Consider the following 7,141-nt stretch of genomic DNA (forward strand, 5'->3'; position numbering starts at 1 on the left):
GAGGTGGTGCAGGCAGTTATTGCCCAGTTTTGATCCACGAAGAGCACGAAGCGCACGAAGGCCAGAAACCACGAAGAACGCGAAGAGCACGAAGGAGTGAGGGATGAAGGATGAAAACAGAAGTCAAAAGTCAGCTTTTGACTTTTGACTTCTGTTTTCATCCTTCATCCTTATCAACGCTCTGCGCCGCTGCGTTAAAACCTAGCTTTGTATCGCCAGCCCCTGACCTCTATGCTCTATGCTCTATGTTCTATGTTCTTACACCGGATGCAAGCCTGTAAACTCAAGCCCCAAACGTTCGTCGAAGCCATGCATCAAATTCAAGCATTGGATGGCGGCTCCTGCTGCGCCCTTCATTAAGTTATCCAGCGCACAGAGCGCTACCACGCGGCCAGTTGTTTCATCGAGCGCCCAGCCAATATCGGCGTAATTGCTGCCAGCCAAGATTTTTGGCTCAGGATGGCGGTGCAAGCCAGTGCGATCATGGACGATGCGCAAAAATGGTTGTTCGGCGGCGGCTGCCCGATACGCTCGCCAAAGATCGCGTTCGTTGACCGAGCCTTGGGTGAACACGTGGCATGTTGCTAATGCACCGCGCACCATTTCCACCGACGTGATCGAAATATGCACATTTTCAAGGCCATGAGCTTGCACAATTTCGGCGGTATGACGATGGCCAACTGGTGCGAATGAACGCACCACGCCAGAGCGTTCGGCGTGATGACTGCCATCGTTGGCAACCGCGCCCGCCTCGGACGACCCAACTTTGACTTCGGCCACCACAGGCTTGCTTTGATCGATCAAGCCCGCTTTGACCAAGGGCAACAAGGCCAAATTGATCGCTGTTGCATTGCAACCCACGCCACTAACATAGCGGGTTGAGCGAATTTGCTCACGATACAATTCGGGCAAGCCATAGACAAAGCGTTCCAGCCATTGCGGGGCTGGGTGCTTTTCGCCATACCAACGACTGTAGGCTTCGGGATCACGTAGCCGAAAATCAGCTGAACAATCGATTAACGCTTGACCAAGCCCAGCATAATGCTCGATATTTTTAGCAGCCGAGCCATGCGGCAGCGCCAAAATCAACACATCGCATGGCTCCAAGCTGCTTTGCGGGCTATAACGCAACTCGCTGCGTCCGCGCAAATTGGGATGCGTGCTGTAGACATATTGGCCTGCTAAGCGTTCGCTGGTGACCTGACGCACCTCGATATGGGGATGACCCAACAATAAACGCAGCAATTCACCACCAACATAGCCAGAGCCACCAACGATCGAAACTGAAAGCATAACAACCTCACCATGACTACAGCGAACCAACTATTGCACTTGAGCTAACACATAATCAACAATGCGTTCGGGAATGTTCACCCCAGTTGTGCTGATGCTGTTGCGAAATTCCATGGTGTAATTAACTTCGTTGACCAAATAGCGACCTTCGGCAGTTTCAAAGACATCGATTGCAACCACGCCGCCACCAACCGCGTTGGCCGCGCCGATGCAAATATCGGCCAAGCCTGGCGTGATTGGGCAATTAGAAGCCTCTCCGCCACGCGCAGTATTAGTAATCCAGTGGCCGCTGGTGCGATAAATTGCCGCAATGCACTCATCGCCAACCACAAAGGCCCGTATATCGCGGCCACCTGGCTTGTTGACATATTCTTGAATGTAGAAAATAGCGTGTTGATAATTGCCCAAGGTGTCGCGATGCTCAAGCACAGCCTCGGCTGCTTCACGATCGTTGATCTTCGAGACCAAGCGGCCCCACGAGCCAATAACTGGCTTCAACACCACCGGATAGCCCAAACTTTCGATCGCTTCGAGCGCCGATTCTTGGGTATAGGCCAGCAAACAGCGCGGCGATGGCACGCCGTTGCGCAAGAGCGCTTGGGTGGTCAAAAACTTATCGCCACACGTCAAGGCCACTGCATAATTATTGACCGTTGGAATGCCTGCATCGTTCAAGGTTTTGAGCGTGTACAAGGCCCGACCATGGTGCAACGAACGCTCAATAATCACATCGGGAAATTGCTCGCGCACTTGGCGATTGGCCTGCAAGGCATTCAAATCAAACCATGTCTGATCATCATCAATCCGCTCAAATTGGACATTGCGCCGCTCAAATTCATTGATCAGCAGCTTTTCTTCAACCCGAATTCGGGAACATAACATACCTACACGCATCGCCATATCTCCCTTACTCGCCCCAGTCTTCTTCGACTTCGGGTGCTAATTCCAAAACAACTGGGTTGAGGCTGACGACTTCGAGTTCTGCGCCGCAATCAGGGCATGGCACAATCTCGCCATCCAAAATATCGGCAGCCAACGCGATCGTTCCTTCACATTCTGGGCATTGTGCGCTCATTTGTTTAATTCCTTTATTGAGTAGGGGTCGGGGATTTAGAATTCCCCTCACCCCCAACCCCTCTCCCACGGAACGCGGGCGAGGGGAGTTAATTCTTCCGCTAGCCAAAAGCCTAGAGCCTTTCATCCCTCATCCCTCATCCTTCATCCCTCACTCCTTCGTGCTCTTCGCGTTCTTCGTGGTTTCTGGCCTTCGTGCGCTTCGTGCTCTTCGTGGATCAAAACTGGGCAATAACTGCCTGCACCACCTCAGCCGTCGTCGCCGTGCCACCAAGATCGGGCGTATGTGGCCCATTCGCCAATACCGCCTGAATCGCGGTTTGCAAACGCTCGGCGTAGCTGTTCAAACCCACAAATTCCAGCATCAACACGCTAGCACTCAAGGTTGCCAATGGATTAGCGATGCCTTGGTCAGCAATATCTGGTGCGCTGCCGTGCACTGGCTCGAATACCGCCGTGCGCGTGCCATAATTGGCCGATGCTGCCAAACCCAATCCGCCACCCCAAACGCTGGCCACATCCGAGAGAATATCGCCAAACAAATTGGTGGTGACCAACACTTCAAAACGTTCGGGAGTACGCGCCAATTGATAAGCAGCGTTATCGACCAACATTTCTTCAACTTGTAAATCGGGCGCATCGGCCAGCACGCGCAGCGCCGTTTCGCGGAACAAACCGCAGGTTTCGCGCAACACATTGGCCTTGTGCACGACGGTGATTTTGCGGCGGCCAGTGCGCTGAGCATAATGCACTGCCCATTGCACAATCCGCTCGCTTGCTTCACGAGTGATAATCCGTTGCGCCGTGGCTCGCTCATCGCCTTCGCGGGTTTCTTGGCCGCTATACAACCCTTCGGTGTTTTCGCGCACTACCACCAAATCGACACCAGCGCGCGCATTAGCCAACGGTGGCGTTTGCACAGGCCGCACGCAAGCATACAAATCAAGGGCTTTGCGCATGCCGACAATTGGGCTGCGATAGCCAGCAACTCGTTGTGATGGCGAGCTAACCGCACCAAACAAAGTTGCATTGGCAGCTTGCACTGCGGCTAAAGTTTGTTCTGGCAAGGCATTGCCAGTGCGTTGAAAGGTTTCCCAACCAGCCTCGGCCTCAACAAATTGGGCAGGAACCGCCAAGGCTTCGAGCACTTGGCCGGCTGCTTGCACCACTTCGCGGCCAATGCCATCGCCAGCAATCAAACACAACGTGGTCATGCTTAGGCTCCTGTCGCGGGAAAGCGACCATGGCGGCGATAGAATGGCACAATCCCGCCTTCGGCCCAAACTTCGCGCATCCAGCCTTCTGGTGGTGGCAGCTGAATTTGGCTGCCATTGTTGGTAATTAGGCCAGCAGCCAAATCAAAATCAACAAGATCGCCATCGGCAACTTGCTCGCGAATATCGGCGGTGAAGCAGGGAATACCCAAATTCAAGGCGTTGCGGAAGAAGATGCGGGCAAATAATGGAGCGATAATCGCCCCAACGCCGCAGCGCTTCAAGGCCAAGGGGGCATACTCGCGGCTTGAGCCACAGCCAAAATTTGGCCCAGCAATAATCAAATCGCCGGTTTGCACATTAGGCGCAAAATCGGGCCGCGCTTCGATAAAGGCATAGCGCCGCACATCATCGTTTGCGCCAAGCATGTAGGGAGCGTAACGGCCTGGAACCATCTGATCGGTGTTGACATCATTTCCAAAAACCCAAATCCGTGGCATAGTGCTGACTCCTGTGCAATTGCAAAAATTAGGCGAAAACTGCTTGCTCAGTGCTTTGCAGCACATTGCGTGGGTGGGTGATGTAGCCTGTGATGGCGGTAGCGGCGGCAACTTCGGGCGAGGCCAAGTAGATATTGGCCCCTGGGCTGCCCATCCGTCCGCGGAAATTGCGATTGCCAGTGAAAACACACACTTCATGGGGAGCCAACACGCCCATATGGCGGCCAATACATGCGCCACAACCAGGTGTGCCGATCGTCGCTCCAGCAGCGATCAAGGTTGCCAAAGTGCCATCGCTGGCGGCGCGGTGTAGGCTTTCGCTCGATGCTGGTACAACGATCATGCGCAGATTGGGAGCCAAACGCCGCCCTTTGAGGATGCTGGCGGCAGCAGCCATATCTTCGTAGTGGCCGTTGGTGCAGGTGCCAAGATAGACCACATCGACCGCGACCCGCCCAAGCTCAGCCAAATCGACCACGTTATCGACATAATGTGGCACACTGACTTGGGGTTCGAGCGTGCTCAAATCGCATTCAACCACGCGACTGTAATTTGCATCATGCTCAACTCGCAACCATGCTGGCACAGGATGTTCAGACCCCAAGCCTGTTGGCGCAACAATGCCGGCCTTGGCTCCAACTTCAATCGACAAGGTAGCCAAGGTCATGCGTTCGCGCCACGAAAGAAAATCAACGCCGTGCCACTCAACGCTTTGATAGGTTGCACCATCAGCTCGTAGCGTGCGCGCCGCCCACAAGCCAAAATCTTTGACGCTCACGCCTGGTTGAAAATTGCCAACCGCATTAACCCGCACGGTTTCGGGCACGCGAAACCATGTTTGGCCTGTCGCCAGCGCCAGCGCGATGTCGGTCGTGCCCATACCTGATCCAAACGCCGCCGCCGCGCCATAGCCAGTGCTATGCGAATCGCTGCCAACTACCAGCATGCCTGGTTGCACAAGGCCTTCTTCGATCAACACGGGATGCGAGATGCCGCGCCCAACATCGAACAAGTGCGAAATTCCTTGTTGGGCAACCCAGCGTCGCACGTGTTGTTGTTGTTCTGCTTGGCGCACGGTGGCGGCTGGGGCAACGTGGTCGATTACCACCGCAACTTTGTCGCGATCCCAAACGCGTTCAGCGCCCAATTCGTTGTGCAAGGTTTCGATAATGCTTGGCGAGAGGCTATCATGCATCATCACCAAATCGACGTTGACTACCACCATATCGCCTGCTTGCACGTCGCTACGACCCGAAGCATGCCCCAAAATTTGCTCGGCAAATGTCTGACCCATTGCGGAAACTCCCAAAATAGCTGAAAAATGGCACATCAAGGTATAGCAAGCTAGGGCATTGAAATAGCAATTTCAATTACCTGCTCGAAAAATCGTTAGGCTGCTTGGAGGGTGCTTGAGCGCAGGAGCGCATCCACCTCGTCGAGCGTCAACGGCTGATCATCGGCGGCAGCTTTGAGTTGAGCTGCAAGCGCAATAATCGTGGTGTCGCTCAGCTCCAAACCGAGAGCATTGGCGCGGCTTTGCAAGGCATGGCGGCCAGTTAGGCGATGGCCAATGAGCACATTGCGTTCGCGCCCAAAAGCCTTGGGATCGATCGCTTCGTAGGTGCTGGGATTGGCCAAAACAGCCTTGGTATGCAGGCCAGCCTTGTGAGCAAAGGCGGTTTCGCTGGTGATGCAGGCATTGAACGGCACTTGAATGCCCAAGATTGCCGCAACCGTGTGATCAAGTTGCGCCAACATTGGCAAGGCATAGCCTGCAACACTTTCAGGTTCGGAGAGGTAGAGTCGGGCAATCAGGCCGCTGAGGGCGGCGATGCCGTTGCGTTCGCCAATGCCAAGAATCGTTGTATCGATGTGGGTTGCGCCTGCTTCGAGTGCTGCGTAGGCATTGGCAATTGCACAGCCGCCATCGTTGTGACCATGAAATTCAATGTCGCAACGAACTGCATTCCGTACTGCACCAACCACGCGCTCAACATCGCGCGGCGTAGCAATGCCCACGGTGTCGGCGATGCCAACCCGCTGCACGCCAAGCAAATCGACAGCTTGGTAGACGCGCAACAAATCGGGCAAGGGGGTACGGAATGAATCTTCGCAGGAAAAACGGACTTCGATCTGCCGTTCTTGGAGGAAACGCACAACCGGGCCAACTTCGGCCAAAATCGCTTCGATCGAGCGACCATGGCTCCATTGGCGCAGATAAGGTGAGGTGCCAAAGAGGATGTTTACGCCAGCAACGCCACATTCAGCAGCGAGCCGCACGTCATCAAGGTTACAACGGGTATGGGTCAGCAGCTTGGTGTTGCCGAGTGGCAGGGCTGCGATGCTGCGCAAATCTGCCGCACTTTGCGGCGAGGCGCAGGGCGAGGTCATTTCGATATATTCAACGCCAAACTGAACCAGTAAATTGGCGATGGCGAGGCGATCTGCGCTACTGAAATGGGCATTGGCCCATTGTTCACCTTCGCGCAAGGTGGTATCAACAATTGCAAACTGACGCGTCATGAAAGCACAATCCTTCCGCAAGAACATCCGGTGAACAATTCAGGGCGAACTGCCGCAGGGCGGTGAAGATGGCTGATGCGTTTAAGTTGCTTGAGTATGGCCATGGGAAAATCCTTTCAAAACCGACGTTTGGTACAAAAAAAGACTCGCCGTTTGTGGCGGCGAGCCTTGAGTTTATTGAGCGCGTGGAGTGTTGCTTAGACGCGACGCAATAAACCAGACTCGCTGCCTGGCTTCTTTGCGCTGCGTTTTTTCAAGTTCAGAACCAATTGTTGACTGAACATAGTAAGAAACTCCACAAACCAAAAGTTCTGCGCCGAAGCATAGCAGGCAGATTTCAGTTTGTCAAGTGATAATTTAAGAGCATAGAACATAGAGCATAGAACATAAACCGCGAAGGACGCGAAGGTTGAGTTTTTAGCCACGAATTGCACAGATTCCACGAATGAGTATTTTTTAGCCACAGATTGCACAGATTTTTAGGATTATGATCGTGCCAGCCAAAAGCCAAACGTCCCGACCCCCGACCCCTGATCC

Annotated in this window: 8 protein-coding genes; 1 reads left to right on the forward strand and 7 read right to left on the reverse strand. The window is 54.0% G+C overall.

Features of this window, described 5'->3' with window-relative positions; genetic code table 11:
• Positions 1–258: 258 nt before the first annotated feature.
• The 7 genes from argC to C5S61_RS00055 form a co-directional block, all read right to left on the reverse strand.
• Positions 259–1,293, reverse strand: a complete 1,035-nt coding sequence (gene argC, locus C5S61_RS00025) for an N-acetyl-gamma-glutamyl-phosphate reductase (RefSeq protein WP_110513041.1) — start codon at positions 1,291–1,293, stop codon at positions 259–261.
• 30 nt (positions 1,294–1,323) lie between these two features.
• A complete protein-coding gene (lysX, locus tag C5S61_RS00030; protein WP_110513043.1) occupies positions 1,324–2,187 on the reverse strand; it encodes a lysine biosynthesis protein LysX in 864 nt (287 codons plus the stop codon).
• Between the two features lie 13 nt (positions 2,188–2,200).
• On the reverse strand, positions 2,201–2,368 hold the full coding sequence (lysW, locus tag C5S61_RS00035; RefSeq protein ID WP_110513045.1) for a lysine biosynthesis protein LysW: 168 nt from the start codon (positions 2,366–2,368) through the stop codon (positions 2,201–2,203).
• 217 nt (positions 2,369–2,585) lie between these two features.
• Positions 2,586–3,581, reverse strand: a complete 996-nt coding sequence (locus C5S61_RS00040) for an isocitrate/isopropylmalate dehydrogenase family protein (protein ID WP_110513047.1) — start codon at positions 3,579–3,581, stop codon at positions 2,586–2,588.
• Between the two features lie 2 nt (positions 3,582–3,583).
• Entirely contained in the window at positions 3,584–4,081 is a 498-nt protein-coding gene (locus C5S61_RS00045) for a LeuD/DmdB family oxidoreductase small subunit (RefSeq protein WP_110513049.1), read from the reverse strand.
• Positions 4,082–4,109: 28 nt separating this feature from the next.
• Positions 4,110–5,375 (reverse strand): 3-isopropylmalate dehydratase large subunit, encoded by a 1,266-nt coding sequence (locus tag C5S61_RS00050; protein WP_110513052.1) that lies wholly within the window; start codon positions 5,373–5,375, stop codon positions 4,110–4,112.
• 95 nt (positions 5,376–5,470) lie between these two features.
• The gene (locus C5S61_RS00055) at positions 5,471–6,604 is read right to left on the reverse strand and encodes a homocitrate synthase (protein ID WP_110513054.1); all 1,134 of its coding nucleotides are present in this window, start codon (positions 6,602–6,604) and stop codon (positions 5,471–5,473) included.
• 68 nt (positions 6,605–6,672) lie between these two features.
• On the opposite strand from C5S61_RS00055, the gene C5S61_RS26675 reads away from it, so the two are divergent.
• Positions 6,673–6,819, forward strand: coding sequence for a hypothetical protein (locus C5S61_RS26675; RefSeq protein WP_164689135.1), 147 nt, complete (start codon positions 6,673–6,675; stop codon positions 6,817–6,819).
• Positions 6,820–7,141 lie beyond the last annotated feature (322 nt).

It is taken from the genome of Herpetosiphon llansteffanensis, from assembly GCF_003205875.1.
Lineage (GTDB): Bacteria > Chloroflexota > Chloroflexia > Chloroflexales > Herpetosiphonaceae > Herpetosiphon > Herpetosiphon llansteffanensis.